Source organism: Leucobacter triazinivorans (assembly GCF_004208635.1).
In the GTDB taxonomy this organism is placed as follows: domain Bacteria; phylum Actinomycetota; class Actinomycetes; order Actinomycetales; family Microbacteriaceae; genus Leucobacter; species Leucobacter triazinivorans.
The window spans coordinates 3,405,097-3,421,392 of record NZ_CP035806.1 but is presented as its reverse complement, the minus strand read 5'-3'; the positions used below and the strand labels follow the sequence as shown (position 1 = coordinate 3,421,392).

General features: G+C 70.9%; 17 protein-coding genes. 2 read left to right on the top strand and 15 right to left on the bottom strand.

Features of this window, described 5'->3' with window-relative positions:
- Nucleotides 1-29 precede the first annotated feature (29 nt).
- The 4 genes from EVS81_RS15450 to EVS81_RS15435 all read right to left on the bottom strand — a co-directional run bounded on the left by EVS81_RS15450 (nt 30) and on the right by EVS81_RS15435 (nt 6,298).
- Complete coding sequence (locus EVS81_RS15450; protein ID WP_130111147.1) at nt 30-1,319, bottom strand: ABC transporter substrate-binding protein; 1,290 nt, start codon at nt 1,317-1,319, stop codon at nt 30-32.
- A 152-nt stretch (nt 1,320-1,471) separates the two neighbouring features.
- Entirely contained in the window at nt 1,472-5,296 is a 3,825-nt protein-coding gene (locus EVS81_RS15445) for a chromosome segregation SMC family protein (RefSeq protein ID WP_130111146.1), read from the bottom strand.
- 55 nt (nt 5,297-5,351) lie between these two features.
- Entirely contained in the window at nt 5,352-5,867 is a 516-nt protein-coding gene (locus EVS81_RS15440; RefSeq protein WP_130111145.1) for a TetR/AcrR family transcriptional regulator, read from the bottom strand.
- A gap of 32 nt (nt 5,868-5,899) precedes the next feature.
- Nucleotides 5,900-6,298: a DUF4260 family protein gene (locus tag EVS81_RS15435; protein WP_130111144.1), complete on the bottom strand. Its 399-nt coding sequence runs from the start codon at nt 6,296-6,298 to the stop codon at nt 5,900-5,902.
- 232 nt (nt 6,299-6,530) lie between these two features.
- Between EVS81_RS15435 and EVS81_RS15430 the strand changes: the two genes are divergently transcribed.
- Both EVS81_RS15430 and EVS81_RS15425 read left to right on the top strand, forming a co-directional pair.
- Nucleotides 6,531-7,994 (top strand): HNH endonuclease signature motif containing protein, encoded by a 1,464-nt coding sequence (locus EVS81_RS15430; protein WP_165384290.1) that lies wholly within the window; start codon nt 6,531-6,533, stop codon nt 7,992-7,994.
- Nucleotides 7,995-8,540: a DUF1697 domain-containing protein gene (locus tag EVS81_RS15425; RefSeq protein ID WP_205879352.1), complete on the top strand. Its 546-nt coding sequence runs from the start codon at nt 7,995-7,997 to the stop codon at nt 8,538-8,540.
- 64 nt (nt 8,541-8,604) lie between these two features.
- Here EVS81_RS15425 and EVS81_RS15420 read toward each other — a convergent pair whose 3' ends face one another.
- The 11 genes from EVS81_RS15420 to EVS81_RS15370 all read right to left on the bottom strand — a co-directional run bounded on the left by EVS81_RS15420 (nt 8,605) and on the right by EVS81_RS15370 (nt 16,287).
- A complete protein-coding gene (locus EVS81_RS15420) occupies nt 8,605-9,180 on the bottom strand; it encodes an AAA family ATPase (protein WP_130111142.1) in 576 nt (191 codons plus the stop codon).
- Nucleotides 9,181-9,275: 95 nt separating this feature from the next.
- On the bottom strand, nt 9,276-9,641 hold the full coding sequence (locus EVS81_RS15415) for a helix-turn-helix domain-containing protein (RefSeq protein WP_130111141.1): 366 nt from the start codon (nt 9,639-9,641) through the stop codon (nt 9,276-9,278).
- Nucleotide 9,642: 1 nt separating this feature from the next.
- Nucleotides 9,643-10,095, bottom strand: a complete 453-nt coding sequence (locus EVS81_RS15410; protein ID WP_130111140.1) for a hypothetical protein — start codon at nt 10,093-10,095, stop codon at nt 9,643-9,645.
- 104 nt (nt 10,096-10,199) lie between these two features.
- The gene (mutM, locus tag EVS81_RS15405) at nt 10,200-11,204 is read right to left on the bottom strand and encodes a bifunctional DNA-formamidopyrimidine glycosylase/DNA-(apurinic or apyrimidinic site) lyase (RefSeq protein WP_130111139.1); all 1,005 of its coding nucleotides are present in this window, start codon (nt 11,202-11,204) and stop codon (nt 10,200-10,202) included.
- A 5-nt stretch (nt 11,205-11,209) separates the two neighbouring features.
- Entirely contained in the window at nt 11,210-11,872 is a 663-nt protein-coding gene (gene rnc / locus EVS81_RS15400; protein WP_130111577.1) for a ribonuclease III, read from the bottom strand.
- A gap of 61 nt (nt 11,873-11,933) precedes the next feature.
- Entirely contained in the window at nt 11,934-12,137 is a 204-nt protein-coding gene (gene rpmF, locus EVS81_RS15395) for a 50S ribosomal protein L32 (protein WP_017885009.1), read from the bottom strand.
- Between the two features lie 13 nt (nt 12,138-12,150).
- Nucleotides 12,151-12,735: a YceD family protein gene (locus tag EVS81_RS15390; RefSeq protein WP_130111138.1), complete on the bottom strand. Its 585-nt coding sequence runs from the start codon at nt 12,733-12,735 to the stop codon at nt 12,151-12,153.
- A complete protein-coding gene (gene coaD, locus EVS81_RS15385) occupies nt 12,735-13,229 on the bottom strand; it encodes a pantetheine-phosphate adenylyltransferase (protein WP_130111137.1) in 495 nt (164 codons plus the stop codon). The genes EVS81_RS15390 and coaD overlap by 1 nt, the downstream gene beginning before the upstream one ends.
- Nucleotides 13,230-13,239: 10 nt before the next feature.
- Complete coding sequence (locus tag EVS81_RS15380) at nt 13,240-13,932, bottom strand: response regulator (protein WP_130111136.1); 693 nt, start codon at nt 13,930-13,932, stop codon at nt 13,240-13,242.
- Nucleotides 13,929-15,317, bottom strand: coding sequence for a sensor histidine kinase (locus EVS81_RS15375; RefSeq protein ID WP_130111135.1), 1,389 nt, complete (start codon nt 15,315-15,317; stop codon nt 13,929-13,931). The genes EVS81_RS15380 and EVS81_RS15375 overlap by 4 nt, the downstream gene beginning before the upstream one ends.
- 28 nt (nt 15,318-15,345) lie before the next feature.
- Nucleotides 15,346-16,287 carry an ABC transporter permease subunit gene (locus EVS81_RS15370; RefSeq protein WP_130111134.1) on the bottom strand — a complete coding sequence of 314 codons (942 nt, stop codon included), beginning with the start codon at nt 16,285-16,287 and terminating at the stop codon, nt 15,346-15,348.
- Nucleotides 16,288-16,296 lie beyond the last annotated feature (9 nt).

Genomic DNA, 16,296 nt, shown 5'->3' with positions numbered 1-16,296 from the left:
CGGACCGGCCTTCTCACTGTGCGCGGGAGCTACTTGGTCTCGCCCTCGACCGCCTTCTGGAAGACGGGGTTGTTCGAGGAGTCGTACTTGTAGATGCCGATGAACGCCGAGGAGGGATCGTTGTTGTCGTTCAGCGGACCGGTGCCCGCCTTGCCGACGTAGTTGATCTCCTGACCGTCTTCGACGAGGGCCTTGCAGTCGGCGAAGGTGGTGCACTCCTCGCCGCCGTCGGCGCCGGACACGGCGTGCAGCTGCTCGCGGATCGAATCGGCGTCGGTCGCACCCGCCTTCTCCGCGGCGAGCGCCACGAGCATCACGAGGTCGTAGGCCTCGGGCGCGTAGGTGAAGCTCTCCAGCTCACCGCCGAACTCCGAGGTGTAGATCTCGGTGAGCTGCGTCTGGAACTCCTCGTTCGACTGCGCGCCGGGGATCGATCCCTGCGCTCCCTCGAGCGTGCCCTCGGGGAACTCCTCGCCGTAGCCGTTCGCGTTGCCGTCGACCAGGTAGAACGACGAGGTGTCGATGCCCTGGTTGACCGCCTCGGGCACGATCTGCTTGAACTGATCGTAGGTGACGACCACGATCGCCTCGGCACCCGAATCCTGCACCGCCGTGATCTCGGACGAGAACGACGTCTGCTCGGTCGGGAACTCGTTGCCGTCGCCCTTGCCACCGTAAACGACCTCGGCACCGCCGGCCTCGACGGTCTCCTGGATCACATCGCGCAGTCCCAGCCCGTAGGGGTCGTTGAAGGTGAGGAACGCAACCGTCGTCTTGCCGTCGGCGAGGATCTGGTTGCCGAGCGCGTCGCCCTGCACGGTGTCCGGCGGTGCCGTGCGGAAGTAGTTCGGGCTGATCCCGCTCAGGTCGGCGGCCGTATTGGAGGGCGAGCCCTGCAGGATCCCGGCCTCGGCGATGCGGTCGACGACGTGGGCGCTGCGGCCCGAGCCCATCGCACCGAGCACGAAGGCCGGATCGGCGGCGATGACGTCGTCGGCGCCCTTCTCGACGACGGTCAGATCGGTCGCGTCGCCCTCGTTGCCCTCGGCGACGACCTCCACCGGCTGGCCGAGCACTCCGCCGGCGGCGTCGATGTCGGCCAGCGCCTGCGCGATGCCGGCCTGAACCGGAGGCATCAGGAAGCCGAGCGATCCCGTCTGGGGCAGGAGCGTCGCGATCTTCAGAGCGTCGGTGCTCTGCTCGCCGCCGTCGGCGGGGGCCGCCTCGTCTCCGCCGCTGGACGAGCACCCCGACAGGACGAGTGCGGCGCTCGCGAGCAGTGCGAGCGCGCCCGCCGTCTTCTTGGTGTACACCTTCATTGGCTACGCCTTTCTCACGTATGACAGACGCTCCAACGCTGGAGCGCTAGAACAGAGACTATCCGTCCCGTTCGCGCGGGGTGCACTCGAGGGCACCGGCGCAACAAAGTTGTTAGAAAACTCTGCCCCGGCGCCGTGGGCAATCGACAATCTCAGGCGTCGTCGCGGACGATGCGCTGCCCGACGACGGCCGAGATGCCGTCCTGCCGCATCGACACCCCGTAGAGCGCGTCGGCGATCTCCATCGTGCGCTTCTGGTGGGTGATGACGATCAGCTGCGAGTTCTCGCGCAGCCGCTCGAAGACCTGCAGAAGTCGCCCGAGGTTGGCGTCGTCGAGCGCGGCCTCGACCTCGTCCATGATGTAGAACGGGCTCGGGCGGGCCTGGAAGATCGCGATGAGCCAGGCGACGGCCGCGAGGGATCGCTCCCCGCCCGAGAGCAGCGAGAGCCGCTCGACCTTCTTGCCCGCAGGCTTCACCGCCATGTCGATGCCGGTGTTCAGCAGATCGTCGGGATCGCTCAGCGCGATCTCACCCGAGCCGCCCGGGAACAGGATGGGGAACACCTCGGCGAACGCTGCCCGCGTGTCCTCGAACGCCGCCGCGAAGATCCCCTGCATCTTCTGGTCGAGCTCCTCGATGATCGCGAGCAGGTCGGCGCGCGTCTTCGCGAGGTCGGCGAGCTGATCGGCGAGGAAGCGATGGCGCTGCTCCAGCGCCGCGAACTCCTCGAGCGCCAGCGGGTTGATGCGCCCGAGACGGGTCAGCCGGCGCTCGGCCTTGGCGAGTCGCTGCTCCTGCTCCGCGCGCACGAACGGGATGGTCCCGGAACCGCCGTCATCCTGCGCGGAGCGAGACCCCCCGCCGTCATCCTGCGCGGAGCGAGACCCCCCGCCGTCATCCTGCGCGGAGCGAGACCCCCCGCCGTCATCCTGCGCGGAGCGAAGCGGAGTCGCAGGATCCACCCCCCGATCTCCCGCAGCATCGAGCCCCAGCTCGGCCGCGAGCTCCGCTTCGAGTGCGTTCGCGTACTGCGGCGCGGGATCCGGAGCCTCAGCGGGATCCGGAGCCTCAGCGGGATCCGGGGCCTCAGCGGGATCCGGAGCCTCAGCGGGATCCGGGGCCTCGCCGGGCTCGACCGGCGCGGGGGCGACCGGGATCGGAACGTGCGGACCGTACTCCGCGACGAGCACGTCCTCGACGAGGCCGAGTTCGTTGCCCGAGCGTTCGAGCAGGGCGGAGAGCTGCAGCTTGCGCTCGTAGCTCTTGAGCTCGGCCCCGTGCACGCGCTCCGTGAGCGCCTGCAGCTTCTGCCGCAGGCCCGACTCCTCGGAGCGCAGGAGGGTGAGCTCCTGGCTGTGCTTCGCGCGCTCCTGCTCCGCGTGCTGCTGCGCGAGGCGCGCCTCGGCGAGCGATCGGTCGCACGCGTCCAGGATCGCGGGCAGCAGGCCGGCCACGCGCTCGGCTTGCCGCACCTGGCGGGACCGCAGCGCGGCGCGCCGTGCGGACTCCTCTGCGGCGCGGCGCTCGGCCTCGAACTGCTCGGCGAGGGTCTCGCGATGCGCTGCCCCCGCGCGCGATCGCTCGCGAGCGGTCTCGAGGGCGAGGCGCGCCTCCATCTCGGCGGCGCGAGCCCGTTCCAGCTCGGCGACGAGCTCGTCGCGCTGGCTCGCGTCGAGGATCGGCCGGGGTTCTGCCTCGGCCTCGGCGTGGGCCTGGGCGGCGCGCTCCGCCTCCTTGGCCGCCTCGGCGGCCGACTCGACCACGGCCGCGATCGCCTGCCTGGCGCGCTCCGCCTCGGCCTGCGCCGCCTCGGCGCGCGCCGCCAGGCGATTACGCTCCCTCGACAGTTCTGCCAGACGAGCGTCTGCCGCGCGCAGCTCGGCATAGGCGCGCTGCGCGTCCTCCTTCGCCCGGGCGGCCGCGGAGCGCAGCTCGGCGAGCTCGGCCTCGGTCTCGGCGATGCGCTCGGCAACCGCGCTGCGGCGCTGCTCCGCCTGCTCGAGCTCGGCGGTGAGCTCGATGCGGGAGGGGGCGAGCCCCGATCCTCCGCTCAGCGTGTGCTCGGTGAGCACGTCGCCGTGCGCGGTGACGATCGTGAACCCCGCGTCGGGCAGCCGTGTCCGCAGCTCGTCGGCCGCCGCTACCGCGGCGGGCAGCTCGTCAACGATGTAGCTGCGCGCGAGCACGCCGCGCACGCCGTCGGGGGCGTCGAGCAGCACGTCGGCGACGCGGGTGAGCCCCGCTACCTCGGGGCCGTCGTCGGGGGTCGAACCGGTGCGCGCGATGATCGCGCGCATGCGGCCGAGATCCCGATCCCGCGCCACGGCCACCGCGGTCTCGGCGGCGCCCGCGGTCTCGGCCAGCAGCGCGTCGGCGAACACGCCGAGCGCGGCGCCGACTGCGGCCTCGTACCCCTCGCGCACGCGCACCCGATCGGAGATCCGCTCGCCGATGCCGCCCAGCCCCTCCGCGAGCAGCGCGCCCGAGGCGTCCCGCTGGTCCAAGGAGCGGGTGAGCGCGCTCACCCGGGCCTCCAGCCCGGCCCGTTCCTGCTCCAGCGCGTGCAGCCGGTCCCGCGCCTCGTCGCGCCGCTGCTCGCTCGCGCTCTGGCGCTCCTGCGCCTCGCGGTACGCGTCGTCGAGACCGGACTCCGGGCTCTCCCCGAGATCCTCCCGCTCCTCGAAGTCCGCGAGCTGCCGCCGGGCCTCCTCGGCCCGGGATTCCGCCTGCTCGACCGCCTGCTCGCGGCGCGCCACCTCCTGGGCCACAGTGGCGCGCTTCTGCTCGGCCGCCTCCGCACGCCCGCGCAGCTGCGAGAGCTGCAGGTCGTGCTTCGACACCAGTTCGCTCTGCGCGGCGATGTGCTCGTCGATCGCGTCGAGCGCGCTCTGCGCCTGCCGGGTCGCGGTGCCGGCCCGCTGCCAGCGGGTCTCGGCTTCGGGGATCAGGGCCTCGAGCCGCGCCGCATCGGCCGCGGCCTCGTCGACGGCGCCGCTGCTGATGCGATTCAGCTGCTCGGGCGCCTCCGCCTGGGTCGCGAGGAAGGTGAGCCGCTGCTGCGTCTGGGCGTAGAGCCCCCGCAGCTTCGACTGCACCGCTTCGAGCCCCATCGTGACGCGGCGCGCCGCATCGAGCTCGTCGCTCTGCTGATCGTGCTCGAGCCGTTCGATGCGCAGGTGCTTCTGCTCCACCTGCTCCTGCAGCACGATGCGCTCGGAGTGCTGCTCGGCCTCGTCCTTGGCGAGGTCGTCGAGCTCCCGGCGCAGCCGGAACACGTCGTCCGCGAGCAGGCGCGCCTTCGCATCGCGCACTTCGGCGGCGATCCCCTGCGCCTGCTTCGCGACCGCGGCCTGACGCCCGAGCGGCTTCAGCTGTCTACGGATCTCGCCGGCGAGATCCTGGAGTCGGGTGAGATTGGTCTCCATCGCCTCGAGCTTGCGGAGCGTGCGCTCCTTGCGGCGGCGGTGCTTCAGGATGCCGGCGGCCTCTTCGATGAAGCCGCGTCGGTCCTCGGCGGTCGCGCGCAGCACCGCGTCGAGCTGGCCCTGGCCGACGATCACGTGCATCTCGCGCCCCAGGCCCGAATCGCTCAGCAGCTCCTGCACATCGAGCAGTCGGCACGCCTCGCCGTTGATCGCGTACTCGCTCGAGCCGTTGCGGAAGAGCGTGCGGCTGATCGTCACTTCGGAGTACTCGATGGGCAGCGCACCGTCGCTGTTGTCGATGGTCAGCCGCACCTCGGCGCGGCCGAGGGGGCCCCGGGTGGAGGTGCCCGCGAAGATGACGTCCTCCATCTTGCCGCCGCGCAGCGTCTTCGCGCCTTGCTCCCCCATCACCCACGCCAGCGCGTCCACGACGTTCGACTTGCCGGAGCCGTTGGGGCCCACGATCGCGGTCACCCCCGGCTCGAACTGGAAGGTGGTCGGCTGCGCAAAGGACTTGAAGCCCTTGAGCGTCAAGCTCTTGAGATGCACGCCGCCGCCTTTCCGTCTGCCCGGGACAGGATCCCCGCCTGTGATCCCTTAGACCTTACCCGGAGAGGGCTGCGGCGAGCGCGCGCCAGGCCGCGTCGAGATCGGTTCCGGGCGGGAAGCGGTCCGCGATCTCCAGCGAGACGAGCCCGTGCGCCGCCGCCCAGGCGAGGCGTGCACGGGGATGATCCTCGTCGGATGCCTCCTCTTCGCCGAAGAGGCGCAGCGCCGCCGCCAGTGCCGCGCGCTCGGCACCCGGATCGAGCAGTGCGCGATCGAGCGGCCCGTACGTCGCCAGACGGTAGAGCTGCGGAGCCGCGAGTGCGATCGCGCGGTACGCCGCTGCGAAGGACGCGATGGACGACTCGGCCGCGTCGAGCGCGGCCGCGAGGCGCCGGAACCAGCGCGAGATCAGTGCGTGCTGGAGGTCGGCCGCCCCCGCGAAGTGCTTGTAGATGCTCGGCGGTTTGATCCCCGCCGCGCGCGCGAGCGCATGCACGCCGAACCCGTCGAGCCCTTCTCGTTCGAGCACCAGCTCGGCGAGGTCGAGCAGGTGCTCTCGTCGCGCGGTCATCTCGGGCGCCCCGGAGTGCGGATCCGCGGCCGTCAGCTCAGCTGGAAGCCGACCGGGATGATGCTGCCGTCGGGCGCGCGCAGCCCGAAGCCCAGGGCGCGATCCGCCGCGATGTGCACGAACCAGGCGATGCCCGCAATCGCGATCGGCCAGAAGCCGCCATCGAGGGCACCGGTGAGCGCGAAGACGACCACGCCCACGACCAGGAGCACGATGGGGACGATCATGGTGTGCAGAGTGTTGTACAGTCGCACGCGGCTCGGCTTGAGGCGCCCCTCACCGGCGAAGGCCCCGACGAGCGCGACATCGGGCAGCAGGCCGAAGAGCACCGCGACGAGGGTTGCGGGCCACCCCCAGAAGATGCAGCAGATCACGAGGACCGCGAACCAGACGAGGGCGCTCATTCCCCAGCTCACACGCATGAAGTTCATGTGGCTAATGCTATTAGCTTGTGGCAGCGAGCGCCACTGACACGGAGAGTCGGGTACCGGCAGAGCGTGAACGCGAGCTCGAGCGCCGGCGATGCTCCGGCGACGAGCGCAGGCAGCTCGCTGCCACCGATTTCCCGTTGTCGGCTCCTTACCAAAGATCGGTGAGAATCTTTGGATCGTCAGCGTCTCCGCAGGTTCCGTCAGTGTCAGTGGTCGTGTGTTGACTGCGAGCATGCATTCTTCCATCCTCCAAGCCGACGTGCAGCGCGCCGCGCTGGCAGCGGGGATCGCGGCGGTCGAGCGCATCGACGCGATGATCCACCAGTTGGAATACCTCAAGGTGGCCCAGCTCGCCTCACTCACGCGGCTCGCATCGCGGATCGCGCGCGACGGGAAGCACGCGGATCGCGGCGAACTGGTCCACCGAGCCGTCGAGGCCGAGGTGGCGGTCGCCACCCGCACCGGGCAGATGGAGACGGCTCATCGCATGGGCCACGCAGATCGCCTGCTCACGGACTATCCGGCGGTGGCCGCGGCGTTCGCAACCGGGCGCCTCTCGCTTCGGCATACCGAGGCGATCGTCGAAGCCGGGCAGATCCTCACCGGGTCGGAGGCCCGCAGCGCCTACGAGTCGAAGGTCGTGCCCCTAGCCGCCTCGTCGACTGCGCGCGAGCTGCGAGCCCACGCGCGCCGCATCGCCGAGCACTTCGCCGAGCGCAGCATCGACGAGCGGCACCGGGAGGCGCGCGAGCGAAGGTGCGTACGCGTTGTGGATCTCGACGACGGCATGGCGCAGCTCGTCGCCACCGTGGGAGCGGTCGAGGCCCACGCGATCAAGGACCGACTGGCTCGGATCGCCCACTTCGTCCGGGGCCGCGACCGCACAGCGTCCGCGGACGGCTCCTCCAGAGCGACCGACGACGCGGATCCCCGCACCTCCGCGCAGATCCAGGCCGACGTACTCGCCGAGCTGCTGCTCACCGGAGCCCGCCCACCGATCGGCACCGGCGATCTCGGTCCCGCGAATCTCAGCACCGGTGATCTCGGCACCGGTGGCACCCGCACCGGTGATCTCGGCACCGGCGACGCACTCAGCGCGATCGCGGGCCGGGTGCAGGTCTCGGTACCCGCCCTCACGCTCGCCGGGATCCCGCGATCCCCCGAGACCGCGCCGCATCTCGGCCCCGCCGAGCTCGCGGGATACGGACCGATCGACGCGCACACCGCCCGCCGCCTCGCGGGTCGTGCCACGGGCTGGGATCGGGTGCTCACCCACCCCAGCACCGGGTCCGTGCTGGCGGTCGATCGCTACCGTCCCGGCGGGGATCTCAAGCGCCTGCTCGAAGCTCGCGATCAGCACTGCCGGTTTCCGGGCTGCACACGGCGCCTCGATCACTGCGACATCGACCACACGGTCCCCGCCGCGCGCGGGGGCCCCACAAGTGTCGCGAACCTGGCGCACCTGTGCCGCAGGCACCACACCCTCAAGCACTTCGAGTTCCTCGCGGGATCCGGCTGGCGTCCCAGACAGCGGAGCGGCGGGGCGCTCGAGTGGCGCAGCCCGACCGGCCGCAGCTACATCGACACCCCGAGCAGCACCGTGCGCTTCGCGCCGATCGCGCCAGTCGCGCCAGTCGCGCCAGTCGCGCCGGTCGCGCCGCCGGCCCGAGCACCCGTGGCGCGCTACCCTGAGTGAATGATGACCCCCGTACGCCGCATCCTGCTGGTGCGCGCGGTGAACGTCGGCGGCACGGCCAAGCTGCCGATGGCCGAGTGGCGAGCCCTCGCGCAGTCGCTCGGCGCGCGCGACGTCTCAACCTACATCGCGTCAGGCAATCTGGTGTGCACGATCGACGGCGACCCGGCAGCGTTCGACCGCGCGCTCGAGGCGGCGGTCGAGGTGCGCTTCGGCTTCTTCCGCGAGGTGATCAGCCGTACCCGCGACGAGCTCGTCTCCGCGCTCGCAGCGCACCCGTTCGAGGTCGCCGATCCGAAGTTCTCCTACATCTCCTTCCTCGTGGAGACGCCGTCGGCGGCGGGCGTCGAAGCGGCCCGACGCCTCGAGACCGGTGCGGATCGCTGGCACCTCATCGGCCGGGAGCTGCACCTGCGCTACGCAGACGGGGCGGGGCGGTCGCAGCTGAACGAGCCACAGCTCATGCGCACGCTCGGCACGACCGGCACCTCGCGCAATCTCAACACGGTGCGCAGGCTCATGGAGCTCGCGGGCGAAACGATCTGACCGGCCGCCGAACCGGCCGCCGAACCGGTCACCGAACCGGTCACCGCGTCGGTCACCGCGTCGGTCACCGCGTCGCCCTCGCCGCGTGCTGCGCACCGCGCTCCCAGCGCTCGACGATCGCCTCGAGCGACGCGCGCCGTTCCTCCCGACTCCCGACGAGCTCGACGACCTCCGCACCCGCGGTGAGCTCCGTGTCCTCCGCGAGCTCCAACAACGACTGGTCCATCGCGGCGCGCAGCTCCAGGTCCTCATCCGCGGGGATGTCAATCGTGTCCTGCTGGTTCAGGGGAAGGAGCACGAGGAGGTCGACCGTCTCCATCGCACGCCGCGTCAGCGCGATACCGCGTTCGAACCCGGCCGCGTGCTCCCCCGGCCGACCCAGCTCCGCGCTCGCGTGCAGGTAGGCGAGAAAGTCGAGCGGACCGCGCTCGGCGATCACCGGCGCAGCCTGCGGTTCGAGCAGCCTGAGGGCCGAATACCGCAGCTGCGCGAAAAAGGTCGCGGCGCCGGGTACGTCGTTCGCGAGATCGACCTCCTCGTACGGATCCGGCAGCATCCGCCACGCCCGGTGGTTCATGGTGAAGTCGCTGATCAGCGTGCTCTTGCCGCTCCCATGCGTCCCGGATACCACGACTCGCACGACCGACTCCCCACTCCCGTAGAACGTGCCTGCTTCATGATAGTCGGGCACCCGTCTCCCACTTCAGCAACGACCGCCCAGGAGCAGGGGAACCGCTATCTGTCGCGAACGGGCCAGTCGACTGCAGCCCCCTCGACACCCGCAAGAAACCGCGCTCCCAGCTCGGACAGCGCGAGGTCCTTGCGTTTTGCGCCCGTGCGCGGAGCGTCAACCTCGGCGATGGTGAGGAAGCCCTCGTCCTGGAGACGCCTGATGGTGCGGTACAAGCCTCTCTCGGTGATCCGCCAGCCGGTCGAGGAGAGCAGGTGCTGCGCCAGAGACGCGACGCCCACGGGTTGGTGCAGCTCGACCAGCCGAAGGAGGACCGGCGCGAGCATCGCCTTCTTGTAGGTCTCCACCCAGGAGGCGAGCCGAGCGCTCAGCCATTCGTCGACCTCGCTCTGGTGCGACGTCTCGCTCATCTCAGTCCTCCCAGCCGCGACCGAGGATCGCTCCGATCAGGTGGATGAGCAGCCCGAGACCCCACGCCACGCTCATGATCAGCGTCGCCCCGAACCAGGGAGTGGCGAGGAGGAGATGCGCTGCGGCGGCGAAACCGTCGTCGCCTCCCGCAAGAGAGACGGTGCGAAGAACGACGTGCAGGTTCATCGAGGTGGTGATCGTCACGAACGCGACCGAGTGCGCGATCGCCCCGCCGAAACGAATACGCCTCAGAGCTCGGCGATTCAGCCAGAACCAGACCCCCAGAGCGAGCGCTATCGCAGCAACGAGCACGCCCGAGAGCAACGTGATCTCGCCGCCGGTCACCGCGATCACCGCCTGAAGCACGGAAACCGAGACGATGAGGGCAAGAGCATAGGGCAGCAGGAGGGCCCGCGTATTGACGCGTGCCAGAGAGCTTGATCGAGTATCCATGCGCGAACTGTACCACAGGTACAGTACCTGAGATACAACGATCACGCCTCGACACTCGAACCTCCTTTGTCCGTCGCCCGACTCCGCGCCGCGTCAGCTGCCCGTCACCGTCGCCGCTGGCAGCGCGGGCAGAAGTGCGACGAACGGCCGCCGATCACGATGCGCCGGATCGCCCTGCCGCACCGCGGACACGGCTCCCCAGCACGCCCGTACGCATTCAGCGAGTGCGCGAAGTACCCCGCCTGCCCGTTGACGTTGACGTACTGCTCGTCGAAGCTCGTGCCGCCCTCGGCCAGCGCCTGCGCGAAGACGTCCCGCAGGCGCTGCAGCAGCTCGCGCGCCGTGCGCGGCCCGAGGGCACGGCCTGGCGTCTCCGGGTGCACCCGCGCACGCCACAGCGCCTCGTCGGCGTAGATGTTGCCGACACCGCTCACGAGACCCTGATCGAGCAGCAGCTTCTTCACGCCGGAGGCGCGGGCGCGCAGCGCGGCGACGAACGCAGCGTCGTCGAAGCGCGGGTCGAGCGGGTCGCGCGCGATGTGCACGGCCTGCTCGGGCACGGATCCCCCGCCCGCGGCCGGGACGAGTCCGTCGAGGGCGAGCGAGCCGAAGAGCCGCTGGTCGGCGAAGTCGAGCCTCAGCTCGCCGTGCACCCGGTGCTCGATCCACAGGCGGATGCGCACGTGACGATCGTCGGGCGCATCGAGCGCGCGCAGGAGCAGCTGTCCGCTCATGCCGAGGTGCGCGAGAAGGGCCTGCGAGGAAGCGGGACCGGGTGTCGACTCCGCTGCGCTGCGCTCAACCGGCGGGGCCTGAGGAACAGGCGGGACCACCGGGATCCACAGGAACTTGCCGCGCCGCTGCGGCGCCGCGAGACGCAGCCCGGTGACGCGCCGCTCGAAGTCGGCGGCACGGCTCGCGCCGGCGGCTGCGGTCAAGGTGACGCCGTGACCGCCGAGCCCGTCGTCGCCCGGCAGCCCGTCGAGGCCGAGCGGCACGTGGCGCTTGAGCGCGCGCGGGTCGCGCACTTCCGCCCCGAGCACCCGTGCGCCGTCGACGGCAGGGGCGAGCCCGGCGCGCACCACCTCGACTTCGGGCAGTTCCGGCATCGGGGCTAGCCCGCGCTGCGGCCCCGCAGCTGCGCGACCGCGTCTCGCGCGGCCGCCAGCTCGGCCACCTTCTTGCTCGTGCCGCGACCGACGCCCGACGCGCCGTCGAGCGTGACGCGCGAGGTGTACCGGCGATCATGGTCGGGTCCGCTGCCCCGCGTCTCGTAGGGCGGGTGCGGCAGACCGCGTCGCGCGGCCTCCTGCTGCAGTGCGGTCTTGGGATCGAGCGACGCCGTGAAGCGATCGGGGTCGGCGAGCAGCGGCGCGATGAGGTCGAGCACGAAGCGGTCGGCGATCTCGGGGCCCAGCGACAGGAAGACGGCTCCGATCGTCGCCTCGACGGCATCGGCGAGGATCGAATCCTTGTCCCGTCCTCCGGTGAGCTCCTCGCCGCGCCCGAGCCGCAACGATGCACCGAGCCCGAGGCCCCGCGCGATCTCGGCGAGCGCCACCGTCGACACGAGCGCCGCGCGGCGCTTGGCGAGCTCGCCCTCGCTCAGCTCGGGAGAATCGCGGTACAGCATGACCGTGACGGCCTGCCCCAGGATGGAGTCGCCCAAGAACTCGAGGCGCTCGTTGTGCGGCGCCCCGCCGTGTTCGTAGGCCCAGGAGCGGTGCGTCAGCGCGAGCTGCAGCAGCTCGGGATCGACGGAGAGCCCGAAGGGCACGAGAAAGCCGCCGGGTTCGCCCTGCGGCGTTCCCGACGGCTCTCGAGAGTTCGACGCCAACTTACGCGTCGGCGACCTTGCGGCCCTTGTACTCGAGGAACAGGGCGTTGCCCTGCGAGTCCTCGACCACGCGGGCGCGGTGCGGGAGGCTGTAGACGGTGCGGCCGTTCTCGACGGTCTTCACCAGCTTGGGGGCCTCGGCCTTCCACGCCGAACGACGGTGACGGGTGTTCGAACGCGACATCTTGCGCTTGGGAACAGCCATGATGCTCTCTTTCCTACTTGCTTGCGGACCCGGGAGTCTCACCCGAGTCGGATTCTTCGTCAGCCTCTACCGGAGCATTCTCGGCGCTGCTCGCCTCGAAACCGGCCAGCGCCGCCCATCGCGGATCGATCTCCACGTCGGGCTGCACCGCAGCCTCGGCCTCGCGCAGCTCACCGGACTCGGGATCGAGCCCCGGACAGTCCGGGCGACACACAGGCTGAAACGGTAGTGCAAGCACTACCGCGTCTCGGAGCGGGGGTTCAAGATCCACGTGATCACCGTGAACCCCGTACTCGTCGGCCTCCGTAGGAGTATACGCGAAAAGCTCCTGAAACTCGACTTGAAACGGCGTGGTGAAGACCGTCAGGCACCGCCCGCACTCCGCGTGCACGGTGGTGCGCACATCTGCGGTGACCAGGATCCCCTCGTGCACCGATTCGAGGCGCACATCGAGACTGAGCGGCTCGCCCTCCGGAACCCACGCGAGGCCCTCGCCGAGCTTCTCGGGCGCCGGCACCTCGTGCGAACGCTCCCGCATCTCGCCCGGGCGATGCAGCAGATCCCGCACGCTCTCCCGGAATGCTCGCATCTCCGGCATCAGACGGGCCTCGTCTTGTCGAGGAATCGGCCGACGGCGGGCGGCACGTACGGGCTCACATCGCCGCCGAGCGAGGCCACCTGCCGCACGAGGGTGCTCGACACGTGGGCGTGCCCCGGATCCGGCAGCATGAACACCGTCTCGACACCTGCGAGGCTGCGATTCATGAGCACCATGGGCGTCTCGTAGGCGACGTCGATCTGCGAGCGAATGCCCTTGACGAGCACCGACGCGCCCACCTCCGTGCAGTAGTCGACCAGCAGGCCGACCGACCACGAGGCGACGAGGATGTTGCCGGGCATCTCGGGATCCTCGTCGAGCGACTTCTGGATCAGTCCGACGCGCTCGCTGATCGGGAGCATCGCATCCTTGCCCGGATTGTGCACGACGAGAACATGGACCTCGTCGAACACCGCCGCCGCGCGACGGATGACGTCGAGGTGCCCCAGGGTGACCGGGTCGAAGGACCCGGGAACGACGGCGATCTTGCTCATGCGTTCTAGCCTACAGGCCGTGCTGCTTGGCGAAGATCACCGCGTGTACACGGTCGCGCAGCTGCAGCTTGGCCAGGACGCGCCCCACGTGCGTCTTGACCGTCGACTCGGAGAGGAAGAGGCCGGCGCTGATCTCGGCGTTGTTCTTGCCCTCCGCGATGAGACGCAGCACATCGAGCTCGCGCTCCGTGAGCACGCCCAGCTCCTCGTGCGGCGAGGGATCGGCCCCGGCGGCGGGTCCGATGCCCGGCGCTCCCCCGGCCTTGATCTGCTCGAGCAGCCGCTTCGTCACGCTCGGCGCCATAGTGGCGTCGCCCGCGGCCACGCGCCGGATCGCGTCGACGAGCTCCGTCGGCCGCGCGTCCTTGAGCAGAAACCCGCTCGCTCCCGCCCGGATGGCACCGGTGGCGTACTCGTCGAGATCGAACGTGGTCAGCACCACGACCCGGGTCTCGGGGTACGCGGCCACGATGCCCGCCGTGGCATCGATCCCGTTCATCCCGGGCATGCGCACGTCCATGAGCACGATGTCGCATCCGGATCCCGCGTCGCGCAGACGGGCGAGCTGCGCCAGCGCGGCCTCGCCGTCCGCAGCCTCGGCCACCACGTCGATACCCGGCTCACCCAGCAGCACCAGCCGGAAACCGGTGCGGATCAGCTCCTGGTCGTCGACCAGCATCACTCTGATCTGCTCATCGCTCATCGGCGATCCTCGCTCTCTGTCTTGGCGTCGTTCATCTCACGCGCGTCGGCGCTCACGGGCAGCACAGCCCACAGCCGCCAGCCCCCGCCGGAGGACGCGGGCACGGGCCCCGACTCGATCCTGCCGCCGAACACCCGCGCCCGCTCGGCGAGACCCGCGAGCCCCCGGCCGGAGCCGACACCCGAGACGGGCGCGGGCGCCCCCGGCGGACTGCCGTAGTCGCGCACCTGCACGATCGTGCGATCGGGGTGGCGCAGCACCGCGACCTTCGCCCTGGCACCCGTACCCGCGTACCGGAGCACGTTCGTGAGCCCCTCCTGCACCACCCGGTACACGGCCAGATCCTGTCCGCGGTCGCCGCTCGCCTCGCCCGAGACCTCGAGCGACACCGCCACCCCCGCGTCGACGAAGCCGCGCACCAGCTCGGGCAGGTCGTGCACGCCCGGCTGCGGCACGAGTTCTGCCTGCCCCTCGGGCGCGTCGAGTGCGCCCAGCAGGCGCCGCATCTCGGCGAGCGCCGTGCGCCCCGCCTCGGCGCTGCGCCGCATCGCGTCCGCGGCCTCGTCCGGCGCCACCGACGTCACGCGGGCCGCACCCTCCGAGAGGGCGATCATCACCGAGACGGAGTGGGCGACGATGTCGTGCATCTCCCGCGCGATGCGGGAGCGCTCCTCAGCCACGGCCAGCCGAGCCAGCTGGTCCCGCTCCCGCGCGAGCTGGTGCGCCCGATCGATGATCGCCTGCAGGTACCGGCGCCGATTCCCCAGGTTGATGCCCAGCATCACGATCGCGAGATACCAGATCGCCGTCATGATGCTCATCCCGACGAACTCGCCCACGCTCGCAGCACGGCCGGTCTCGGCGAACACGACGCTCCCCGGAGCCGCGTCGCCGACGCCCGCCCCGCCCACGAGCGATGCCGCTCCGGAGCTCGCGAGACTCGCGGTCAACGCGATCCCGAATCCCAGCCACCCCGCCGCGACGCTGCGGTAGACGGGCACCGCGTAGAGCATGAACAGCAGCGCGATTCCCGTGGCGAGGCCCACAGCGCTCTGCTCTCCGAGCGTCGCGAGCGCCGTGACGACGAGCCCCGCGAGGGGGAAGCGGCGCCGGAAGAGTAGCGCGGCGGCGACCGCGAGGATGCGCAGCAGCGTGAGCGGCCACACCGGCCATTCGAGCGAGAAGGGCACCGCGAACCACGGGCCGTTGCCGTCGAGCGGAGCCGCGGCGCCCACGACATCGAGGAACAGCCCGAGCAGGCAGCCGAGGAAGAACCAGACGACGATGAAGACGTCGACCGCGAGCGGATGCGCGGCGAGCGCCCGCCGGAGGACCCCCGGCGGGCGCGGGAGGCGCACCTCCCCCTCGTTCGGCTGCTGGGTCACCCTTTCAGCCTATCCTCGGGGGGCCGCCTCAGCGGGCGTCGCGCCGCTGGAACGCGAGGGCTGCGGGGACCGCGGCGATCGCCGCCCAGCCGACCATCGAGGCGAGCGCCACCCAGTATCCCGGGCCGGCCGCACCGCCGCCGCCCTCGATCGCGGCGACCTCGGCGGGCACGGACTCGGCGATGCCCTGCGAGAGGGTGCTGCCGAGCTCGGCCGGCAGATAGGCCGAGACGGTCGGCACCCACTCCCACCCGGTGAGCATCAGCAGCTGGAACGCGATCGGGAGCACGAAGGTGAGGCCCGCGACCACCGCGATGCCGCCGGCGGTCGAACGCAGCAGGCCCGCGATCCCGAAGGCGAGCAGGGCGATGAGCACGAGATAGGCGACCGTGCCGAGCGCACCGGAGATCACGGCCGTCGACGCGATCTCCCCCGCCGCCTCGGGCAGGAAGGCCACGGCGATCCCGAGGCCCCCGAGCACCAGGAGCAGCGCCGTGATCGCGGCGATCGAGGCCGTCACCAGCGCCTTCGCGGCGAACACGGGCGAGCGGCGCGGCACCGCGGTGAGCGTCGAGAGGATCATGCCGCTCGAGTACTCGCTCGAGATGGCGAACACGCCGAGCACGCCGAAGACGAGCGCCAGGAAGGGCGCGGTGAAGGTCGAGACGATGAGCAGGTAGGTCTGGAGCCCGGCGGGATCTGAGCTGACCATGGCGCCCGCGCCGCCGATGTCCCGGCTCCAGAGCAGCGCGATCATCGCGCTCAGGCCCAGGCCGAACAGCACGGTGATGAGCAGCGTGAGCCTGATGCTGCGCAGCGAGGTGAGCTTGATCCGCTCCGAGCGGACCACGCCCGCGAAGCTCAGGCGAGGGCGCGGAGCGGAACGCGCTTCGCGGGCCGAGGGCCGTGAGTTCGTCGGCGTCTCGGGTTCGGGTGCGCGGCTCGCGTCGATGATGATGGTGGAGTTCATGGTGCGTTC